Origin of the sequence: Streptomyces sp. NPDC059989 (assembly GCF_042736975.1) — a bacterium.
Taxonomy (GTDB): domain Bacteria; phylum Actinomycetota; class Actinomycetes; order Streptomycetales; family Streptomycetaceae; genus Streptomyces.
Map to the genome: position 1 here is coordinate 34,269 of NZ_JBHWUO010000033.1, position 19,366 is coordinate 53,634.

14 protein-coding genes are annotated in these 19,366 nt (G+C 72.1%); 8 read left to right on the plus strand and 6 right to left on the minus strand.

Annotated features, from left to right (window positions below):
* Window positions 1-44: 44 nt before the first annotated feature.
* Window positions 45-2,108: a discoidin domain-containing protein gene (locus ACFWBN_RS26670; protein WP_385179815.1), complete on the minus strand. Its 2,064-nt coding sequence runs from the start codon at window positions 2,106-2,108 to the stop codon at window positions 45-47.
* Window positions 2,109-2,299: 191 nt separating this feature from the next.
* Between ACFWBN_RS26670 and ACFWBN_RS26675 the strand changes: the two genes are divergently transcribed.
* The 3 genes from ACFWBN_RS26675 (at window position 2,300) to ACFWBN_RS26685 (ending at window position 5,307) form a co-directional block, all read left to right on the plus strand.
* On the plus strand, window positions 2,300-3,526 hold the full coding sequence (locus ACFWBN_RS26675) for an MFS transporter (RefSeq protein ID WP_385179818.1): 1,227 nt from the start codon (window positions 2,300-2,302) through the stop codon (window positions 3,524-3,526).
* Window positions 3,527-3,641: 115 nt separating this feature from the next.
* Window positions 3,642-3,890, plus strand: coding sequence for a hypothetical protein (locus ACFWBN_RS26680; protein WP_385179821.1), 249 nt, complete (start codon window positions 3,642-3,644; stop codon window positions 3,888-3,890).
* 28 nt (window positions 3,891-3,918) lie between these two features.
* On the plus strand, window positions 3,919-5,307 hold the full coding sequence (locus ACFWBN_RS26685; RefSeq protein ID WP_385179824.1) for an NADP-dependent succinic semialdehyde dehydrogenase: 1,389 nt from the start codon (window positions 3,919-3,921) through the stop codon (window positions 5,305-5,307).
* Between the two features lie 25 nt (window positions 5,308-5,332).
* Here the strand turns inward: ACFWBN_RS26685 and ACFWBN_RS26690 are convergent, their stop codons facing one another.
* From ACFWBN_RS26690 to ACFWBN_RS26700, 3 genes are all read right to left on the minus strand, one after another.
* Entirely contained in the window at window positions 5,333-6,988 is a 1,656-nt protein-coding gene (locus tag ACFWBN_RS26690) for a thiamine pyrophosphate-binding protein (RefSeq protein WP_385179827.1), read from the minus strand.
* Between the two features lie 62 nt (window positions 6,989-7,050).
* Window positions 7,051-7,800 (minus strand): class II aldolase/adducin family protein, encoded by a 750-nt coding sequence (locus ACFWBN_RS26695; RefSeq protein WP_385179829.1) that lies wholly within the window; start codon window positions 7,798-7,800, stop codon window positions 7,051-7,053.
* 14 nt (window positions 7,801-7,814) lie between these two features.
* Window positions 7,815-9,302 (minus strand): sodium:solute symporter, encoded by a 1,488-nt coding sequence (locus ACFWBN_RS26700; protein WP_385179832.1) that lies wholly within the window; start codon window positions 9,300-9,302, stop codon window positions 7,815-7,817.
* Window positions 9,303-9,477: 175 nt separating this feature from the next.
* On the opposite strand from ACFWBN_RS26700, the gene ACFWBN_RS26705 reads away from it, so the two are divergent.
* The 5 genes from ACFWBN_RS26705 (at window position 9,478) to ACFWBN_RS26725 (ending at window position 15,558) form a co-directional block, all read left to right on the plus strand.
* Window positions 9,478-11,082 carry a helix-turn-helix domain-containing protein gene (locus tag ACFWBN_RS26705; protein ID WP_385179835.1) on the plus strand — a complete coding sequence of 535 codons (1,605 nt, stop codon included), beginning with the start codon at window positions 9,478-9,480 and terminating at the stop codon, window positions 11,080-11,082.
* A gap of 175 nt (window positions 11,083-11,257) precedes the next feature.
* A complete protein-coding gene (locus ACFWBN_RS26710; RefSeq protein ID WP_385179927.1) occupies window positions 11,258-12,241 on the plus strand; it encodes a hydroxyacid dehydrogenase in 984 nt (327 codons plus the stop codon).
* A 118-nt stretch (window positions 12,242-12,359) separates the two neighbouring features.
* Window positions 12,360-13,667 carry an ABC transporter substrate-binding protein gene (locus ACFWBN_RS26715; RefSeq protein WP_385179839.1) on the plus strand — a complete coding sequence of 436 codons (1,308 nt, stop codon included), beginning with the start codon at window positions 12,360-12,362 and terminating at the stop codon, window positions 13,665-13,667.
* Window positions 13,668-13,861: 194 nt separating this feature from the next.
* Window positions 13,862-14,677 (plus strand): carbohydrate ABC transporter permease, encoded by an 816-nt coding sequence (locus tag ACFWBN_RS26720; RefSeq protein WP_385179930.1) that lies wholly within the window; start codon window positions 13,862-13,864, stop codon window positions 14,675-14,677.
* Window positions 14,674-15,558: a carbohydrate ABC transporter permease gene (locus tag ACFWBN_RS26725; protein WP_385179842.1), complete on the plus strand. Its 885-nt coding sequence runs from the start codon at window positions 14,674-14,676 to the stop codon at window positions 15,556-15,558. The genes ACFWBN_RS26720 and ACFWBN_RS26725 overlap by 4 nt, the downstream gene beginning before the upstream one ends.
* A 23-nt stretch (window positions 15,559-15,581) precedes the next feature.
* On the opposite strand, the gene ACFWBN_RS26730 is transcribed toward ACFWBN_RS26725, so the two are convergent.
* Window positions 15,582-17,996 carry a polysaccharide lyase 8 family protein gene (locus ACFWBN_RS26730; protein WP_385179844.1) on the minus strand — a complete coding sequence of 805 codons (2,415 nt, stop codon included), beginning with the start codon at window positions 17,994-17,996 and terminating at the stop codon, window positions 15,582-15,584.
* 217 nt (window positions 17,997-18,213) lie between these two features.
* Window positions 18,214-19,317, minus strand: a complete 1,104-nt coding sequence (locus ACFWBN_RS26735) for a substrate-binding domain-containing protein (RefSeq protein WP_385179847.1) — start codon at window positions 19,315-19,317, stop codon at window positions 18,214-18,216.
* Between the last annotated feature and the right edge of the window lie 49 nt (window positions 19,318-19,366).

The window sequence follows — 19,366 nt, forward strand, 5'->3', positions numbered from 1 at the left end:
GGCCGGGGGCGGGGAACCTGCCCCCCGCCCCCGGCCGCCCGCGGTCAGCTGCTGTACACGCCGACCTCGTGGAGCGAGTAGCCCCACTGCGTGGCGCGCTGGACCCCCTGGACGCGGACGTAGCGGGCCGACACCCCCGGGAACCGGGCCGTGTCCAGGCCGCCGTCACTGGCCGTCGTGGACCATACGTTCTGCCAGTTGGTGCCGTCGGTGGAGACCTCGATCCGGTACGCCTTCCCGTACGCCTGTTCCCAGTCGAGGGTGATGCGGCCCACCAGGCTCGCGGAACCGAGGTCGACCCGCAGCCACTGGTTGTCGTTCCACTCGCTGGCCCAGCGGCTGCCCGAGTCGCCGTCCACGGCCCGGCCGGGGGAGTAGTCGACGAACGGGTTCCACCACTGGCTGGTGGAGGCCGACGCGGACGAGCCCGTGGCGAGGTTGACCCCGGCCTTGTGCTTCTCGGACTTGCCCCAGGTGGTCAGGTAGGACTCGGCGCCCTTGAACAGGTCGTCCACCACGCCCTGGCCGCCGACGATCCGGATGTCCTCGATCCAGTCCGGGACCAGGCCGTAGTGCGAAGCGCCGTCGGTGTTGAGGTCCCAGGTGCGCGAGCCGGTGGTCTGCTTGTCGATGACCGATCCGCCGTCGGTGCTGCGGAAGGGGTAGCGCACCGGGTTCGGGGTGTCCGCGCCGCGCGGGCCGGGCCAGCCGCCGACGCCGTTCATGTCGGTGCCGTAGCCGTAGCCGACGTTGTACTTCTCGCGCAGGGCGTCCGTGCGCTTGGCCTCGGCGCTGAACCCCTCGGCGCCGCTCATGTAGCTGGCGACGAACCCGCCGAGCTTGTAGACCCGCTCGGTCCAGTCGAGGTCCATCCAGCTGTGCGAGGAGATCACGCCCGGGTACGACTCGGATTCCAGGATGTCGAAGGCCCGGCCCGCGGCCTTGACGCCCATGTGGTCGATCTCCAGCATCATCTTGCGTTTCATCAGGCCGCGCACCGCGTACTCGCCGAGCTCGGTGAGGCCGCGGGAGTTGCACCGCGCGTCCGCGGCGTACGAGGGGACCGACACGCCCTGCGGGAGCTCCTTCTGCGCTTGGGGAGCCGCCGCGAGCCCGATGGGGTTGTCGTGCTGCGGGCCCGTGCACTGCTCGGTCTGCCAGAACGTGCCGGTCGACAGGAACTGGCCCACGTTGATCGCGGTGCCGAGCGCGCCCTCGTCGAAGCGGACCCCGCACAGGGCGTTGTCGAACTTGTGGCACAGGAACATGCTGCGCACGCCCAGGCGGTGCAGTTCGTCCAGGCCCTTGTCGATGTCCGCCTTGCTGCACTGCCCGACGTCCAGGATCTGCTTGCAGCCGAAGGGTTCGGAGGTCTCCACGCCCAGGATGACGGCCAGCTTGCCCTGCTGGATGACGTCGCGGGCCTGCGCGGAGTCGGTGACGATCCGGAACCAGCCCTTGCCGGGGCCGCCGTACATCTTGTCGATGAACGCCTGCATGTCGTACGTCTTCTGCGCCTCCAGGCGGATGGCGGTCATCTCGTCGCAGCTGCGGTCCTTGAAGAAGTAGACCGAGCAGATCACCCCGTTGGTGACGAGGTCGTTGACGAGGACGCGCTGGCCGCCGCGCCAGGCGCGCTCCACCCAGGCGTAGTAGTTCTGCTGGTGGGTGAGCGAGTCGTGGGCGGGCCAGTCCTTGAAGGTGGGCCAGCCGTTGGGGTCGTGCTTGCCGTCACCGCCCTTGGTGATCATGTCGAAGACGGCGAGGGTGCCGTCGGGGTAGTGCTCGGGGCAGTCCTTGAGCGCCTCGGCGACCCCCTGGTCGGAGAACGGCTTGCCGCAGATGAGGCGGCCGCCGAAGCCCTCGTTGGACATGATGTGGTCGTGGGCGTCGACGAAGCCCCGCACCTTGCCCTGGGCGTCGGTCCCCTTGAAGGGCTCGCCGGTGACGTTGATCTGGGAGTCGGGCGCCGGCCGCGCGACCGGGTTCCACCAGCCGGGGTCGGAGGCGGCGGAGCTGGGCACGGGGCCGAGCATCATGGCCACCACGGCGACGAGCAACGACAGGACCGCGAGCGGCTTTCGCCTGCGGTGTGGGGGTCGGGTCATGGTCATCACTCACGTCTTCGGCTGGATTGTCATGGACCGCGCAACTGTGGGACGAGGATGGCTACCGCAGGTAACACAGTCAAGAGTCCGGGACGGTTGACCTGATGGCCCGTCATGCGCCCCTCCTGTGAGCAGTCTCGACATGCGAAACATCTCGTCTCACATGTCGGTGCGCTGACTAGGGTGAGGTCATGAACGAGCAGCGGATACCGCGCAGTTGGCTGATGCTCGCCCTGGGTACCGGCGGGCAGACCGCGAGCACCACGGCGCTCTACGGGATGCCCTTCCTGGTTCCCGCCTTCCAGCGGGAACTCGGGCTCTCGCTCGCCGGCGCCGGCGTCCTCGTCTCCTGCCCCGTCATCGGGATCCTGCTCGGCCTGATCGGCTGGGGCGTGGTCGCCGACCGGTACGGGGAGCAGAAGGCCCTCGCCGTCGGACTGCTCGCCGCCGCCGGGGTGATGGCGGGCGCCGCGGTCGTGCACGGGGTGTGGGTGACGGGCGTGCTGCTCGTCCTGGCCGGGGCCGTCGGATCCTCCGTCCACTCGGCCTCCGGGCGCCTGGTCATCGGCTGGTTCCCGCCCGACCGGCGGGGGATCGCGATGGGTGTCCGACAGGCCTCACAGCCGCTCGGCATCGCAGCGGCCGCCGCGGCCCTGCCGCCGGTCGCCCACCACGCCGGCCTGTCCGCGGCCTTCGGCCTCTGCGCCGCGCTGTGCGGGGCCGCGGGGCTGGCGATCGCCCTGTTCGCCGTCGATCCGCCGCGCCCCGACCGGCCGGCCGGCGGGGTACGGACCCCCGCCCCGTACCGCGGCGGCCACCTGTGGCGGCTGCACGGCGCGGCCGCGGTGCTGTGCGTGCCGCAGTTCGTGGTGACGGGATTCTCCCTGCTCTTCCTCACCGAGGCGCGCGGCTGGTCACCGGGCGCCGCCGGCGGGGTACTGGCCGTGGCCAACCTGGCAGGGGCGGGGGTACGGCTGCTGGCGGGCTGGTGGTCCGACCGCGCGGGAAGCCGGATCCGGCCGATGCGGCTGCTCGCGGCGGCCACGGCGGCGAACCTCGTCCTGCTCACGGCCGGAGCCGCCTGGGACTCGGCCTTCGCCACGGCGGCCCTGCTGCTCGCCTCGGGCCTGACGGTCAGCACCAACGGATTGCACAACACGGCCGTCGCCGAGTACGCGGGCCCCGACTGGGCGGGCCGCGCCCTGGGGGTGCACGGCATGGGCCAGCATGCCGCGGTGGTCCTCGTACCGCCGCTGGCCGGCGCCCTCATCGCCGACCGGGGCTACACCCCGGTCTTCGCGCTGGCCGCGCTGTTCCCCGTACTGGCGGTGGTGCTCCTGCCGGCCGCCGACCGGGCCGCGTACTGGCCGGGGCCGCGCGCCGCGGGCCGTACCCCTCCGGCGGAGGTCCCACGGTGACCGGCCGGGACCTGCCCGGCGGGCGGTCCGCCCCCGATCGCGCCCCTCGGGCCCGCGGCGCGCCGTTCGGACCGTCGATGCGGCGAGTCTCCCCGCGGCGGCCTACCGTCGAGGTATGAGCGGGATCCTCGTGGTGTACGAGCTGTCACGTGACGACGCACGGTCGGTCCTCCGCGTGCACGCGGTCCCCGCCGCCCCGGGAACGACCTCGGTCCCCGGCCCGAGGACCTTCTGCGGCAAGGACACCTTCGCCATGCAAGCCGCCCCGGCCGAGCCGCACGCGGACCCCGGGGCCCCGTGGTACGCCCCGGAGCACGCGAGCCGGATCTGCCCCGCCTGCGACGACGCGGTGGGCAGCGGCTGACCACCCCCCTGCACAGGAAGGCCGCACCATGCCCATCGCCACCGTCAACCCGACGACCGGCCAGACGCTGCGCACCTTCGACGCGCTCGACGCGGCCGGCATCGAGCGGTGCCTGGCGGACGCCGCGCAGACGGCCGCCGCGTACCGGCGCACCACGTTCGCCGAACGGCGCGAGCTCCTGACCCGCGCGGCCGCGCTCCTGGAGGAGGACACGGAGGACATCGCGCGGACCATGACCACCGAGATGGGCAAGCCGCTGGCGGCGGCCCGCGCCGAGGCCGCCAAGTGCGCGAAGTCCATGCGCTGGTACGCCGACCACGCGGAATCCCTCCTCGGCGACGAGCACCCCGGCGCCGCCGACGTGAGCGACGCGGGCGCTTCCGCCGTCCGCGTCACCTACCGGCCGATCGGGGTGGTCCTCGCCGTCATGCCGTGGAACTTCCCGCTCTGGCAGGTCGTCCGGTTCGCCGCGCCCGCCCTGATGGCCGGCAACGTGGGACTCCTCAAGCACGCCTCGAACGTGCCCCAGACCGCCCTGTACCTCGGCGACCTCTTCCACCGGGCCGGCTTCCCCCGCGGCTGCTTCCAGACCCTGCTCATCGGCTCGGCGGCCGTGGAGGGAGTGCTGCGCGACCCCAGGGTGGCGGCGGCCACCCTGACGGGCAGCGAGCCGGCGGGCCGCGCGGTCGCGTCCGTGGCCGGGGACGTGGTCAAGAAGACCGTCCTGGAGCTCGGCGGCAGCGACCCCTTCGTCGTGATGCCGTCGGCCGACATCGCCCAGGCCGCGCGCACCGCGGTCACCGCCCGCGTACAGAACAACGGACAGTCCTGCATCGCCGCCAAGCGCTTCATCGTCCACACCGACGTCCACGACGAGTTCGCCGAACGCTTCACGGCTGGCATGGCGGCGCTCGCGGTGGGCGACCCGATGGAGGAGGCCACCGACGTGGGCCCGCTGGCCACCGAGGCGGGCCGGGCCGACCTGGAGGAGCTGGTCGACGACGCCGTGGAGCACGGCGCGACGGTCCTGTGCGGCGGCCGGCGCCCGCCCGGGTTCGAGCACGGCTGGTTCTACGAGCCGACGGTCCTCGCGGACGTCACCCCGGCCATGCGCATCGACCAGGAGGAGGCCTTCGGCCCCGTCGCCACCCTCTACCGGGTGGGCAGCCTGGACGAGGCCGTCGAGCGTGCCAACGACACGCCCTTCGGCCTCAGTTCCAACGTCTGGACCCGCGACGAGGCGGACATCGCCCGCTTCGCGGAGGACCTTCAGGCCGGCGGCGTCTTCGTCAACGGCATGACCGCCTCACACCCGGCCCTCCCCTTCGGCGGCGTCAAGCGGTCCGGCTACGGCCGCGAGCTGTCCGGCCACGGCATCCGGGAGTTCTGCAACATCACCACGGTCTGGCAGCGCTAGTGCTGTGACCGGCAAACCTTGCCGGTCACAGCGCTAGGCCGCCGGATTCCCGGTCCGCGTCGAGGTGGGTGGGCGCGAACATGCGGAGCACGGCGGGGAGGACCACGACGCTCGGGCCGGGGGAGGCCAGGGCCGCGGCGAGGTCGCGTTCCACGTCGGGAAGGCCGGTCAGCGTGGCCGGGACCCCGAAGGACTCGGCCAGGCGGACGAAGTCCGGGCGGGCGAGTTCGGTGGCGGTGGCCTCGCCGAAGGTGTCGGTCATGTACTCGCGCAGGATGCCGTACCCGCCGTCGTCGACGATCAGCCAGGTGACGTTCAGGCCGAGTTGGCGGGCGGTGGCCAGCTCGGCGATCGAGTACATCGCCCCGCCGTCCCCGGAGACGGCGAGCACCGGGCGGTCCGGGGTGGCGACCGCCGCCCCGAGCGCCGCCGGGAATCCGTAGCCGAGGCCGCCGGCGCCCTGGGCGGAGTGCATCGTGTTCGGTTCGCGGGCGTCGAAGGCGGACCAGGCCCAGTAGCCGAGGATGGTCATGTCGAAGAAGACCGGGGAGCCGTCGGGCAGGGCGCGCCGCAGCGAGGCCAGCAGTTCCCGCTCCGGGTCCAGCCCTTGCCCGTCCAGTCGGGCCCGGACCCGCTTGAGGAGGCCGGCCGCCACTTCCTCGGCGCGGCCGTCGGGTTCCCCGGCCGGGACGGAGTCGTGCAGCGCGGCCAGGGCGAGCCGGGCGTCGGCGTGGATGCCGAAGGCGGGGTGGTTGGACTCCAGCTTGCCGAGGTCCGCCTCGATCTGGATCAGCCGGCCGCGCGGGGCGAACGTGTGGTAGTTGCTGGAGAGTTCACCGAGGCCGGAGCCGACCACCAGCAGTACGTCGGCCTCCTCCAGAAGGTCGGTGGTGTGGCGGTCCTCCATCCAGGACTGCAGGGAGAGCGGGTGCTCCCACGGGAAGGCGCCCTTGGCGCCGTAGGTGGAGGCCACCGGGGCGCGCAGCAGCTCGGCGAGCCGGAGCAGTTCGGCGGTCGCGCCCGAGCGCACCACTCCGCCGCCCGCCAGGATGACCGGCCGCTGGGCCCGCGCCAGGAGCAGGGCCGCCTCGGCGATCAGCTCGGGCCGGGGGGCCAGGGGGCGGGCCTCGGCGCGCAGGCGGGTCACCGGGGGCACGGTGGTGGGGGCGAGCAGGACGTCCTGGGGGACCTCCACCCAGACCGGGCCGAACGGCGCGGTGAGCGCGGACTCCCAGGCCGCGGCCAGGGCGGAGGGGATCTGCGAGGCGGTGCGCGCGGTGTGCACGGACTTCACCACGTCGCGGAAGCTGGCCTGCTGGTCGACGAGTTCGTGCAGGTAGCCGCGGCGGCGGCCGCCGAGCCCGGCCGAGGGGATCTGGCTGGACACGGCGAGCACGGGGACCGAGGCCGCGGCCGCCTCCTGGAGGGCGGCGAGCGAGGTGAGGGCGCCCGGTCCGGTGGAGAGGAACAGGGGGGCGACGGTTCCGGCGGTGCGGGCGTAGCCGTCGGCGGCGAAGCCGGCGTTGTTCTCGACCCGCAGGCCCACGTAGCGCAGCGGGGAGCGGCGCAGCGCGTCGAAGAGGCCCAGGGCGTGCTGGCCGGGGAGGCCGAAGACGGATGCGGCGCCGAGTGAGGAGAGGGATTCGACGACGAGGTCACCGCCGTTGCGGACGTGGGTCACCGGACGCCCTCCGCACGGGGCGTGGCGATCGGGGCGCGTGTTTCGGTACTCATCGGCGTCTCTCAGTTGGCGTAGTCGGGGGCGGTGCGCTCGACGAGGCGGAGCAGGGCGGCCCAGGCCAGCTCGTACGCCAGGTCGTCCTGGAGGTCGGAGCCGTGCCGGTCTCCGGAGAGCTGGCGGGCGGTCAGCTCGCAGACCTCGGGGGCGGGGATCCGCAGGGCCGCGCCGCCCGCCATGGCCGTGGTCTGGATCCGGCAGGCGTTCTCCAGGTAGTGCATGCGCAGGAAGGCCTGGGCCGGGCTCGTGCCGACGGTCAGCAGGCCGTGGTTGCGCAGGATCATCGCGGGGTGCCCGCCCAGGTCGGCGACCAGGCGCTGCTGCTCGTCGAGGTTGAGGGCGACGCCTTCGTAGTCGTGGTAGCCCAGCCGGTCGTGGAACTCCATCGACATCTGGTTCAGCGGCAGCAGCCCGCCCTCCTGGGCGGCGACGGCGCAGCCCGCCTGGGTGTGGGTGTGCAGGACGCAGTGGGCGTCCTCGCGGGCGCGGTGGATCGCGCTGTGGATGACGAAGCCCGCGGGGTTCACGGGATGGGGGCTCGGCTCGACGGCATTGCCGGCCAGGTCGATCTTCACCAGGCTGGAGGCGGTGATCTCCTCGAAGAGCAGCCCGTACGGGTTGATGAGGAAGTGCTGCTCGGGGCCGGGGAGCCGGGCCGAGATGTGGGTGAAGATCAGGTCCGTCATCCTGAAGTGCGCGACCAGGCGGTAGACCGCGGCGAGTTCGCGGCGCAGTTCGCGTTCGGTGGTGTCCACGGAGGGCCGTCCCGTCAGTGGGCGGAGGCCGCGGTGGCGGCGACGGCGGATTCTTCGGCGTGTGCGGTGTCCTGGCCGGCCAGGCGGCGGCGCCACTGTTCCAGGATCCCGGCATCCGTGGGCCGGGTCGCGAGGCTGACCGCCAGGTAGGCGACGAGGCTGACGGCGAGGCCGTAGTAGATGGGCTCGTTGGCCAGGACGCCCTTGGCGACCATCAGGGCGATCACGGTGAGACCGCCCGCGGTCATCGCGGCGAGAGCGCCCTGGAGGTTGCCGCGCCGCCACAGCAGGCCGCCGAGGATCGGCACCAGGAGGCCGCCGACCAGCAGGTTGTAGGCGACGGTCAGGGCGGCGAGGACATCGTCCAGCAGACAGGCGATGACGATCGAGACGATGCCCAGGACCACGATCACCACCCGGTTGGAGCGGACCTCGTCGTGGTCGTCGGCCGGTCCCCGGGCCGCGCGTCCCCCGAGGGCGCGCACCCGGGCCCAGATGTCGTTGTTCGCCACCGTCGCCGACGCGATCAGGGCGCCGCTGGCGGTGGACATCATCGCGGACAGCGCCGCCGCGAGGACCAGGCCCTTGATACCGGTCGGCAGCAGGTTCTTGACGATGGTGGCGAAGGCGCTGTCCGCGCTTTCGAGCGTCGGGTAGAGGGTCTTGGCTGCCATGCCGATGAAGGCGCCGGCCAGGGCGTAGACCAGGCAGTACACACCGGCCACGGTGCCGCCGTAGGAGGCGACCTTGTCGGTGCGGGCGGTGAAGATGCGCTGCCAGATGTCCTGGCCGATCAGCATGCCGAAGGTGTAGATCAGCACGAAGGTGAAGATGGTCTCCCCGCCGATCGAGGTGAAGGAGAAGTAGTCGTCCGGGAGCCTGTCCTTCATCTCCGCGAAGCCGCCGGCCTTGACCACGGCGATCGGCAGGAGCAGCACCAGTACGCCGACGCTCTTCACCACGAACTGCACCATGTCCGTCAGGGTGATGGACCACATGCCGCCCATGGCCGAGTAGCCGACGACGATGGAGCCGCCGATCACCACGGCCGCCCAGCGCGGCACGTCGAACAGCACGTCGAAGACGGTCGCGTAGGCGATGGTGGAGGTGACGACCAGCATCAGCGTGTAGATCCACATCACCAGCCCGGAGATGATGCTCGCGGCGTCGCCGTAGCGCAGCGAGAGCATCTCGGCGACGGTGTAGACCTTGAGCCGGGCGATGCGGGCGGAGAAGAACACGCTCAGGGCGAGCAGGCCCAGGCCGATGGCGAAGACCATCCAGGCGCCGGAGATGCCGTGGGTGTAGCCGAGGCGCACACCTCCGATGGTGGAGGCGCCGCCGAGGACGACGGCCGCCATGGTGCCGGTGTACATCAGGGGGCCGAGACGGCGGCCGGCGACGAGGAAGTCGCTCTTGGACGCGGCGCGTCTCTTGCCCCACCATCCGACGCCGACGATACCCAGCAGGTATCCGATCATCACCACGTAGTCGAACGTCATGAGGGTCCTCCGGTACGGGGGGACAGCGGCCGCCGGCCACGGGGCGCGGCGACGGCGGCACAGCTGGTGAGGCGGGAATGAGGGTGACGGTATTCCGCTTGTGGACTCCAGAGAAGAGCAGGTTTCATCCAATGTGATCGGGCAGAATGGATGAACCATCCAACGGACGGACGGCATGACCACTCCCCACGACCCCGCACCCGGGTCTCCCGCCCTGCCCCTCGCCACGCTCCTCGCCGACCCCGAGCTGGGTCTGGAACAGATCGCGGGCCCCGTCGACGACCGGCTGATCGGCACCGCCGGCACCACCGAGGTCGAGGATCCCGCGCCGTACCTGATCGGCGGCGAACTGCTCCTCACGGCCGGCGTGCGCCTGCCGCAGACCGCCGAGGGCATCGACGCCTACGTCCGCGGCGTGGTCGGCGCGGGAGCCGCCGCGCTGGGATTCGGCGTGGCACCGGTCTACGACGAGGTGCCGCCGGACCTGATCACCGCCTGCGAGCGGCACGCCCTGCCCCTGCTGCGCGTCCCGGTCGCCACCCCGTTCGTCGCCATCGGCCGCTCCCTCTACGGTTCGATGGCCGAGGCCAGCACCCGCGACCTGCGGCAGATCTCGCAGGCGCAGTCGGGCCTCGCCTCCGCCGCGGCCCGCCCCGAGGCGATTCCCGCCGTCCTGCAGCAGCTCTCCACCCACCTCGGCGCCTGGACCGTACTGATCGACGCGCACGGCCGGGAGTTGTTCAGCGCCGGCGCCCGGCCGGACCCGGCCGTCCGGCAGCAGCTGCTCGACCTCGCCGTACGCACCATGGCTCGGTCCCGGCTCACCAAGGCGGGGCGCGCCCAGCCGCCGACCGCCGCCGCCGAACACCATGCGGGCAGCCGGCTCACCGTGCACACGCTCCCCGGCCGGGACGGCCGCGCCGGGCCGCTCGTCGTGGGCATCGCCGCCACCGCGCAGCCGACGGTCGTCCACCGCTCGGTGACCGGCGTCGCCACCGTCCTTCTCTCGCTGCTCACCAGCCCGCGGCACGCCCTCGGCACGGACACGGCCGGCGCCGGCGCGCTGGTCCGCCTGATGCTCGGAGCCCCGCCCGCCGCCGTCGCCCCCGCCCTCCTGCCCCCCGACGCGCCGCGCGGCGGACGCTGGGTCGTCGTCCACGGCCACCGCGCCCGGCCGGAGGCAGGCCCGACAGCCGCGGGCGACGGCGACCCCGTCCAGCTCGCAGCCCTCGGTACCGCCCTGGGCACCTCCTACCTCGACCTGGACGGCGACGCGCTGCGCGCCCTGGTCCCCGGGGGGCGTGCGATCGAGGCCGAAGGGGAGGCCGCGGCCCGGCTGGGCTGGACCCTCGGCTTCAGCGCGCCCGTGGCCACCATCGACCTGCCCGTCGCCGACACCCAGGCCGAACGCGCACTGCGGCGCGCCCTCGCCGCCCGCGAGCCCGTCGTCCACCACCGTGTCGAGGAGCAGAGCGTCCACGGCATCGTCAACGCCGCCGACGCGACGGCCCTCGCCCGCGCCCGCTTCGCCCCGCTCGACAGCGCCCCGCCGCCCGGTCCGGCCGTCCTGCTGGCAACGCTGCGCACCTGGCTTTCCCTGCACTGCAGTTGGGACCAGACGGCCGCGGCACTCCAGGTCCACCGCAACACCGTGCGCCACCGGATCGGCCGCGTGGCCGAGCTCCTCGAAACCGATGTCCAGGACCCCGACGTCCGGATGGAACTCTGGTTCGCGCTCCACTGGCTGCCCGGCGAACGGCTCGGCGGGGCAACGGACTGAGAGCGCCTCCCTGTCGGCCTTCCCGGAGCACATGGCGCGATCGTATCGATCGTATCGAGCTATATGAGTGTTAGATCTTGACGATCGAATTCTTGCTCCATAGAGTCGGCGCGGCCTCACCCAGCCGCAAGGAGCACCCCACATGTCTGTGCGCCGCCCGCGAACCCTGCTCGCGATGGCCCCCGAGCTTCTTCCCCGCCTGCTGGACGACGCCGGCGCACGCCGGCTCCACGAGGTGGCCGCGCTCGACCCGGAATGCGTCGCCGACGACTTCGGCAGACCCGAGGTGGCGGCCGCGCTGGCGGAGGCCGAGGTCCTGCTCACCTTCTGGGGCGCCCCGGCCGTCGACGCGCGGGCGCTCGCGGCCGCACCTCGGCTCAAGGCCGTCGTGCACGCCGCCGGTTCCGTAAAACACCTGGTCACCGACGCCTGTTGGGAGCGCGGCATCGCCGTCTCCTCCGCGGCCCTGGCCAACTCCCTGCCCGTGGCCGAGTACACCGTCGCCATGGTGCTGCTCTCCAACAAGCACGTGCTGGAGCTGCGCGAGGAGTACCGCAGCGTCCGCGGCCTCCACCACGACTGGCACCTGCGGTACGGCCACGCCGGCAACTACCGCAGGACCGTCGGCATCGTCGGCGCCTCCCGGATCGGCCGCCGCGTGATCGAACTCCTGCGCCCGTACGATCTCGAACTCCTCCTGTACGACCCGTACCTGAGCGGGCGACAGGCACAGCGGCTCGGCGCCCGGGGCGTGGGGCTCGACGAACTCTGCCGCACCTGTGACGTGGTCAGCCTGCACGCGCCGGCGCTGCCCGAGACGCGGGCGATGATCGACCGCGGCAGGCTGGCCCTGATGCGCGACGGCGCCACCCTGATCAATACGGCCCGCGGTTCGCTGGTCGACGGAGCCGCCCTCACCGAGGAGTTGGCCACGGGCCGCCTACGGGCGGTCGTCGACGTCACCGAGCCGGAGGTCCTGCCGGCCGACTCCCCCCTGTACGACCTGCCGAACGTGCTGCTCACCCCGCACATCGCGGGTTCCCTGGGCAACGAACTCCACCGGATGGCGGACTCCGCGATCGAGGAGATCGCCCGCTACGCAGCGGGCCTGCCGTTCGTGCACGGCGTCCGTCGCGAGGACCTCGACAGGACGGCTTGAACACCCGTCCCGCGCCCCGAGTTGATCGTATTGATCAATAGTTCACTCGCTCTTGACGTTCAAGATGCATGGGCGAATGATTCGATCCGTTCAGCCCACTCGCCACAGGAGCAGCTCAATGAAGGCTCAGTCCTCGCGTGCCTACGGCGCGTTGGCCGCAGCGGTGTCCCTCGCCCTGCTGACCTCCGCCTGTGCCGGTTCCGATTCCACCGCTTCGTCCGCCGCCGGGGACGAGGGCAAGCCCGTCACCCTCACGTACTGGACCTGGACCGGCGGCGCCGAGGCCGCGGCCGCCGAGTTCAACAGGACGCACACCGACATCCAGGTGCGGTTCTCCCAGATACCGGGCGGCGCCGACGGCTACAGCAAGATCAGCAACGCGATCAAGGCGGGCGACGCGCCGGACGTGGCGACCATCGAGTACAACGTGGTCCCGGAGTTCGCGAGCCAGGGCTTCCTGGAGGACCTCACCGCGTCCTCCGGCGAGCTGGTGAAGAAGAGCTTCCCCACCGGCGTCCAGAACCTGGTGACCTTCGGCGGCAAGACCTGGTCCGTCCCCTTCGACGCCACCCCGCAGATGTACTTCTACCGCAAGGACCTCTTCGAGACGTACGGCGTGAGCGTCCCCACCACCTGGGACGAGTACCGCGCGGCCGCCGAGAAGATCAAGGCCGCCGACCCCAAGGCGCGGATCGGCTCCTTCCCGACCGACGCACCGCTGCAGGCGGCCCTGTCCTGGCAGGCCGGCGCCAAGTGGTTCGAAGTCAAGGGCGACGGCTGGAAGCCCGCGATCAACGACGCCCCCTCCCAGAAGGTCGCCGCCTTCTGGCAGGGGATGCTCAAGGACGACCTGGTCTTCAACTACGGCGCCGGCACCCCGGAGGAGAGCAAGTCCAAGGCCGACGGCACGACCGCCGGCGTCCTGGGCGCCTCCTGGAGCGCGGGCGGCATGATCTCCACCATGCCCGACCTCAAGGGCAAGTGGGGCGTCGCCCCCATCCCCCACTGGGGCACCCCGGCCAGCGGCATGTACGGCGGCACGAGCTTCGCCGTACCCAAGGGCAGCAAGCACGCCAAGGCCGCCGCCGAGTTCATCAAGTGGGTCACCACCGACCCGGCCGCCATGACGGCCCGCATCAGCGCCCTGAAGAACCCGAGCAGCGCCCTGCCCGCGAACCCCGCCATGGCAGAGGTGGCCGCCAAGGCCTTCGACACCTCCTACTTCGGCGGCCAGGACCTCTACAAGCTGACCGGGGACCAGATCGCCACGATCGTCCCCGGATGGACCTGGGGCCCGGTCTGGGGCAGGGTCAACGCCGACTTCAAGGACGAGGCCGCCAAGAACGGCCTGGCCAGCGGCCTGGAGAAGGCCCAGGAGTCGGCCACGGCGGCGATCGGGAGCCGCGGCCTCAAGCTCGCCAAGTGACCCAGTGCGGTCGCCGGGGGTGGCCGCCGAACACCGCGGCCACCCCCTCGCCGTAACCCCGCGCACCGCCAAGGAGCCTTCCCGTGGACTCACCGCCCACCGCCCCGGCACCCGCCGGGGGCACGCTGCGCCGCGGACAACGCGGCGCCGCGGTCCTCTTCCTCTCCCCGTTCTTCGTGCTGTTCGCCGTCGTCATGGTGGCGCCGGTGGCGTACGCGGGCTGGATGAGCCTGTACCGGGAGCAGTCCTCGGGGCTCGGGTTCGGCGGCGTCGAACGCACCTTCACGGGGCTGTCCAACTACACGGCCGTGCTGGCCGATCCGGCGTTCCGCGCATCGTTCCTGCACGTGGCCGCGTACTGCCTCGTGTACATACCCGTGATGATCGGCGGGGCGCTCGCCGCGGCCCTGCTGGTCGACTCGGCCTACGCCCGGGCCAAGCGCTTCTTCCAGCTCGCCCTCTTCCTGCCGCACGCCGTGCCCGGGCTGATCGCCTCGATCGTCTGGATCTACCTCTACACCCCCGGCCTCAGCCCGGTGGTCCGGTGGATCGACGCCGCGGGCGGCAGCTGGAACTTCTTCTCACCCGACCACTCCCTGTCCTCGATGGCCAACATCGCCGTCTGGCAGTGGATCGGCTACAACATGGTGATCTTCTTCGCCGCCCTCCAGGCCGTGCCCCGCGAGATCGTCGAGGCCGCCACGGTCGACGGCGCCGGTGCCTGGCGCATCGCCCTGGGCATCAAGGTGCCGATCATCCGCTCCTCGGTGGTCATGACCCTCCTCTTCACCTGCGTCGGAGCCGTCCAGCTCTTCACCGAGCCCAAGCTGCTCTCCGACCAGGCCCAGACCCTCGGCAACGACTGGTCGCCCACCATGTACATCGTCAGCAAGGCGTTCGTCGACCACGACTACGCGAGCGCGGCAGCCGCCTCGCTGCTGCTGGCCCTCGTGGCCGGCGCGCTGTCCTTCGCGGTCACCAGGATCGGAAAGCGGTGGCAGGAAGCATGAGCACGCACACCGCCCCCCGCCGCTCCGCACGAGCCCCCCGCGGCCGCCGCGCCTGGGCCTCCAAGAGCGCCGTCAACACGGTCCTGCTCATCCTCGCGGTCTACACGCTGATGCCGATCAGCTGGCTGCTGATCGCCGCCACCAAGAACCGCCGCGACCTCTTCGGCACCAACGGCTTCGCCTTCGGGGAGTTCAACCTCTTCTCCAACATCCACGAGGTCTTCACCCACAACGACGGCATCTACGGCCGCTGGCTGCTCAACACGCTCGTCTACGCCGTCGTCGGCTCCGCCCTCTCCTCGCTGATCTCGGTCGCGGCGGGCTACGCCTTCGACAAGTACGGATTCGCGGGCAAGGAGAAGCTCTTCGGCGTGGTCCTGGCGGGTGTGCTGGTCCCCGGAGCGGTCCTGACCCTCCCGATGTACCTGCTGGCCTCCAAGGCCGGGATCACCAACACCTACTGGGCGCTGCTGATCCCCTCGCTGGTCAATCCGTTCGGCGTCTACCTCGCCCGGGTCTTCTCCGAGGGCTACGTCCCGTACGAGGTGATCGAGGCGGCCCGGGTGGACGGCGCGGGCGAGGTGCGGACCTTCCGCTCCGTCGTCCTGCCGATGCTCGCCCCGGGCTTCACCACGCTGTTCCTGTTCTCCTTCACCGCGAGCTGGAACAACTTCTACGGCGCGCTCGTCATGCTGAACGACAAGAACCTGTACCCCGTCAACCTCGGCCTCTACATGTGGAACGTCTCGACCACCGAGAGCCCCGAGATGTACTCGCTGGCCATCACCGGCTCGCTCATCGCCGTGATCCCGCTGGTGATCGCCTTCCTCGGCCTCCAGCGCTTCTGGCGCTCGGGCCTGACCGCCGGCGCGGTGAAGTAGCCGTGAAGTAGCCGCCGCCCGGGTCAGCCCAGCGCGACCTCGATCCGCTGGGTGGCGCCGGCCAGTCCGGTCAGGTTCCCGAAGGTGAGGGTGAGGGCGGACCCCGTGGCGGCCGAGGTCACCGTGGCCGGCTTGGAGAGTACGGAGGCCACGGGCCGGTGCCAGGTGACCGTGAGCCCGGTCTGCATCCGCATCGGGTCGCAGACGCAGAGGGTGGCCGTGCCGTCGCCGTGCTCCCGTACGAGGACGCAGGCCGGCTTGTCGGCGGTGAGGCCGCCGACGGTCCCGGCGAACCAGAAGTTGACGGCGGTGACGCCCAGCGAGGGAACCGCGATCCCCTGCCGGTCGTTGTCGTTGGCGAGGACGGTCAGCCAGCCGGTGTCGGCGGCGCGCGCGGCGGTGGCGGTCGTACCGGCGCCGGGCATCAGGATGTAGGAGCAGGCCGCGCCGGAGGGGTCGACGCCGTGGTCGAACCAGAGGGTCAGATAGCGGCGGGTGATCGGGTCCGTGGTCCCGCCGGTGTTGATGTCGTGCCAGGACCCGGTCCGGGCCTCGCGCAGCGCCTTGACGGTGGCCCCGCCGGGGAACACGTACCCGCCGTGTCCCGCGATCTGCGCCCACGTGGCCCCGGTGAGGGTGGCCGACCAGCCGAGGGCGGTGGACTGGGCGGCGCCGTTCACGGTGAGGGCCTGGCTGCCGCTCGCGCCGAGGTTGCGGTTCTCGACCACGGTCTCGACCGCGGTGCCGTCGGTGCTCCGCACGGAGCCCGCCAGGCAGACGATCGAGTCGGCCAGGCAGAACCAGGACTTCTTGGCGTACAGCGTGCTCGACAGCCCCCGTACGTACTGCCCCAGCGCGGCGTACTCCCCGTCCGTGGCACCGCCGACCCAGTTCACGTCCGGTCTCGGCAGCCCCCAGGCGCCGCCCTCGGCGTCGGCGAGCACCTTGCGGGAGACCGTGGTGCCCGGCAGCCGGTACGGGTCGACGGTCGGCCAGAAGGCGTCGGTGTACTGGCCGTTGCCGTAGGTGTCCCCCCACCACTGGAGCATGCCGGCCCCGGCGTGCCAGCCGCGGAGGTTCTCGCCGTTGCCCGTCTCGTAGAGGCCCATCCGCTTGGAGGCCATGCTGAGGGAAGCCGCCCAGCCGGGCCGGCGGTGGACCGCCCGGTCCATGCTCGGGAAGAGCCGGTGGGAGGTGGGCTCGGCGAGGGCGCTGACAGCGTTGTCGTCCCGTACCGCCTTGAGCCGGGCCAGCGCCGCGACGCCAAGGTCGGTGTCGGTGAGCACGGGGCTGTAGTAGTCCCGCTGTATCCAGCCCTTGACCAGGCCGCGCCAGCGCTGGTTCTCCGTACCGCTCGCGGCCGTGCCGAGCAGGGCCATGGAGGACATGACGCCGTGGCCGCGGCCGTGGTCGCCGCCCTGGAAGCCGTAGGAGTTGGTCCGCGGGTTGCCGCGGCTGGTGGAGCGGCCGGAGACCGCGTCCATCATCAGGCCGTTGAAGAGGAACGGTGCGAAGGAGGCCTCCACCGAGTCGAGCACGATCTGCCGGTTGGCGTCGGTGACCGCCCAGGCCGATCCGTTCAACAGCGAGAAGAGAGAGGCCAGTCCGCCGAGCAGCACCGCACCGTACGAGCCCGTGTAGGAGAGGTAGGTGTGCTGGACGAAGGAGCCGTCGGCGTAGAAGCCGTCTCCGCCGGTGACGAACGGGAAGACGGGGGAGAGGGCGTCGCGGGCGAGCGCGATCTTGGCCGCGTTCCGGCCGAGGATGCCGCGCAGGGCCAGCGAGCGGCAGAGGTCCACCCGGTTGGCGCCCGTACTGGTGCCGGTGTAGGCGGCGACCGAGGAGTCCGGGACGAACGCGTCCACGGCGGCGAGGTGGTTGGCGAGCTGGGCCGCGGACAGCTGGTCGTGCAGGACCGTGCTGATGTCCAACAGGAGCTGGGGCGAGCCGATCTGGAAGTCCCACCAGTTGCCGAACCGGCTCTTCGCCGGGTTGTAGGCCTGCTGGTAGAGGTGGTCGAGGCCGGCCTTGGTCGCGGCGAGCAGTGCGGTGTCGCCGGTCAGACCCGTACCGGGCTGGGCGTACGCCTGGGCCATGGTGGCCAGCCGGGAGTAGCTGCCGGTGATCGAGCTGGAGACCGTCAGCGGCAGGTCCGGCCAGAGGGAGCCGCCGACCGCCGCCATGGTCGAGCGGTGTTCGGCGGCCTGAGCGCCCGTCAGAGCCAGCTTCGCGCCGAAGGGCGCGGCCGCCGGGTCGAAGCCGCTGCCCAGCACCATCTCGCGCCACTTGAGGCGCAGGGTGTCGTACGCGTCGCCGGCGGGGACGGCGGCGACGGCGGAACAGGCCGGCGAGACGGCGGCCACGGAGGAGGTGCCGGCGAGCAGCGCGGCGCCGCCGGAGAGGCGCAGGAACGAACGGCGGGACCATGGACCGGACATGGAGCCTCCAGAGCTGGGCGCGACCGGCTCGCCGGACGGCGGTCCGCGCCCTGCACGCATGCGTGCGCGGGCAGCGGCAGGCGACCGCTCGGCATCGAGGCGGCTGTACGCGTGGGGGCGGGGGTGGGAGGAAGCCCCGCCGAACGTTTCTAGCACGCGTTCGAAATGACGCTCAAGAGGCGCGTAAAGATCAATACGCTCGAACGATCGGATCGCCTCACATGTGCTGCGCGCCGCCGCCGCAGGACTCGCGGACGCGCAGCCGGGGCAGCAGCTCGATGTGCCGGCGGGGCCGGTCCTCCCCGTCCGCGAGCCGGTCCAGCAGCAGCCCGGCCGCCTGGGCGCCCACCGCGCGCCTGGGCGGGGCCACGGCGGTGAGGGGCAGTCCGGACAGGCCCGCCACCTCGTCGTCGTAGACCACCAGCGCGAGGTCCTGCGGGACGCGGATCCCGAGGTCCTGGAGGCGCGGCACCAGCACGACGGCGTCGGCGTCGCTGTGGACGAAGGCGGCGGTGATCCCGTCCTCGCGCACGCCGCGGCGCAGGAACTCCAGGGTGAGGTCGTAGCGTTCGGCCTCGGAGGCGGACCGGTCCGGGGCGAAGCCGGGGGAGGGCGCCCCGGGCAGTCCGAGGGCCGTCAGGGCGTCCTCGAAGCCGGCCCTCAGCTGCCGGCCGTGCGGACTGGGCTGGAGCGCGAGCGCGATCCGGCGGTGGCCCAGCCCGGCCAGGTGGTGGACGGCGGTGCCCGCACCGTAGGCGGAGTCCGAACGCACCCGGTCGAGGCCGTGGGAGGGGTCGCCGGGCCCGGTCCACCGCTCGACCAGCACCGTGGGCACCGGTGCCGCCAGGACGGGCTCGGCCGCACCGGATCCGGGCATGCCCTCCTCCCAACTGGGCGTCAGCAGAAGGCCGCTCACGCCGGAGGCGACGAACCGCTCGACCTGGCTCCGGTCCTCCTCGATCAGGTAGCCGGACAGGCTGAGCACGAGCCGCGCCCCGCGCCGCGCCAGCACCGTGCGGGCGCCCTGGACGATCTCGGAGAACGAGTGGTCCATGGTGGGCACGATCATGCCGATCACGGTTCCCTCCTTGGCCGGCGCCGCCGCGGCGACCGGCGGGAGCGCCGCCCGCCCGGTCCCCGGCCAGACCAGCGAGCCGTGCACCCGGCCGAGCCGGCCCTCGGAGACGAGCAGGGCCGCGTCCCGGCGCACGGTGACCATGGAGATGCCCAGCGCGGCGGCGACCTCGGCGATGCCGAGACTGCCGTGCTCGCGGACGATCTCCACCATGCGCTCGTGGCGCGCACGGACATGTACTCGCACGGTGTCCCCCAGTTGCCTGCCGCTGCTCCTGAAGCCGCACCCTACGCCG

What these genes read in the sequence shown, in the direction of transcription:
- ACFWBN_RS26670 (WP_385179815.1), bottom strand. Translation starts at nt 2,108, where the DNA reads ATGACCCGACCCCCACACCGCAGGCGAAAGCCGCTCGCGGTCCTGTCG.
- ACFWBN_RS26675 (WP_385179818.1), top strand. Translation starts at nt 2,300, where the DNA reads ATGAACGAGCAGCGGATACCGCGCAGTTGGCTGATGCTCGCCCTGGGT.
- ACFWBN_RS26680 (WP_385179821.1), top strand. Translation starts at nt 3,642, where the DNA reads ATGAGCGGGATCCTCGTGGTGTACGAGCTGTCACGTGACGACGCACGG.
- ACFWBN_RS26685 (WP_385179824.1), top strand. Translation starts at nt 3,919, where the DNA reads ATGCCCATCGCCACCGTCAACCCGACGACCGGCCAGACGCTGCGCACC.
- ACFWBN_RS26700 (WP_385179832.1), bottom strand. Translation starts at nt 9,302, where the DNA reads ATGACGTTCGACTACGTGGTGATGATCGGATACCTGCTGGGTATCGTC.
- ACFWBN_RS26705 (WP_385179835.1), top strand. Translation starts at nt 9,478, where the DNA reads ATGACCACTCCCCACGACCCCGCACCCGGGTCTCCCGCCCTGCCCCTC.
- ACFWBN_RS26710 (WP_385179927.1), top strand. Translation starts at nt 11,258, where the DNA reads ATGGCCCCCGAGCTTCTTCCCCGCCTGCTGGACGACGCCGGCGCACGC.
- ACFWBN_RS26715 (WP_385179839.1), top strand. Translation starts at nt 12,360, where the DNA reads ATGAAGGCTCAGTCCTCGCGTGCCTACGGCGCGTTGGCCGCAGCGGTG.
- ACFWBN_RS26720 (WP_385179930.1), top strand. Translation starts at nt 13,862, where the DNA reads ATGGTGGCGCCGGTGGCGTACGCGGGCTGGATGAGCCTGTACCGGGAG.
- ACFWBN_RS26725 (WP_385179842.1), top strand. Translation starts at nt 14,674, where the DNA reads ATGAGCACGCACACCGCCCCCCGCCGCTCCGCACGAGCCCCCCGCGGC.
- ACFWBN_RS26730 (WP_385179844.1), bottom strand. Translation starts at nt 17,996, where the DNA reads ATGTCCGGTCCATGGTCCCGCCGTTCGTTCCTGCGCCTCTCCGGCGGC.